This window comes from Chryseobacterium sp. RR2-3-20 (assembly GCF_017808115.1).
In the GTDB taxonomy this organism is placed as follows: domain Bacteria; phylum Bacteroidota; class Bacteroidia; order Flavobacteriales; family Weeksellaceae; genus Chryseobacterium; species Chryseobacterium oryzae.
Genome location: NZ_JADQBD010000177.1, coordinates 1 through 750, shown reverse-complemented (window position 1 = coordinate 750; position 750 = coordinate 1). Strand labels below are relative to the sequence as shown.

General features: G+C 35.5%; 1 protein-coding gene. It reads left to right on the top strand.

From position 1 onward, the window contains the following. Nucleotides 1–61: 61 nt before the first annotated feature. Nucleotides 62–750: transposase (locus IV513_RS15575; protein ID WP_209391465.1), on the top strand; the 689-nt coding region annotated here is incomplete at its 3' end.

The window sequence follows — 750 nt, the reverse complement described above, 5'->3', positions numbered from 1 at the left end:
AAAAAAAAGAGTATTTTAGTATTCTAATATCCAACTGCGTAGCAGTAGAAAAAAATAAGCGATGAAATTCGATCTATCCTTTACCAATAAAGAGATTACGCCTTGGGGCGGAATGGTGTTTTTAAAGCAAATGTTGGACAAAATCGGCTTTAGAGAGCAAATTGAAAAATGCGAATCTTTACCTGTGTCACTTTCCAATAATTCTTATAAAAAAGAAGTTTTGCTTGAATCTTTTATTACGAGTATTTGGTGTGGCGCCAATCGTTTTTTGCACACAGAAATTACCCGTGCAGATAAGGCTCTTGGGGAAATATTTGACTGGCGGAAAACCCCTGCTCAGGACGCATATAAACGCTATTTTGGCAAGTTTACACAACACATCAACCAGCAAGTTGGGCATCATTTTTTCAGTTGGTTTTTTCAGAATTTGAACCTCAATTATTTTACGTTAGACATTGATTCATCTGTAATTACTCGATACGGAGAGCAAGAGGGAGCAAAAAAAGGCTACAATCCTAAGAAAAAAGGAAGAAACAGCCATCATCCTATCATTGCATTTGTGAACGATGTAAAGATGGTTGCTAATTTTTGGCTCAGGAGCGGTGATACTTCTTCGGCAAATAATTTTGTAGGATTTTTAGAAGAAACACTCTTAAATTTTGGGGATAAAAAAGTAGGATTAGTTCGTTTGGATAGTGGTTTTTTCCAGAAAGACATTATGGATTATCTTGAATTAAAAACACTCCAATA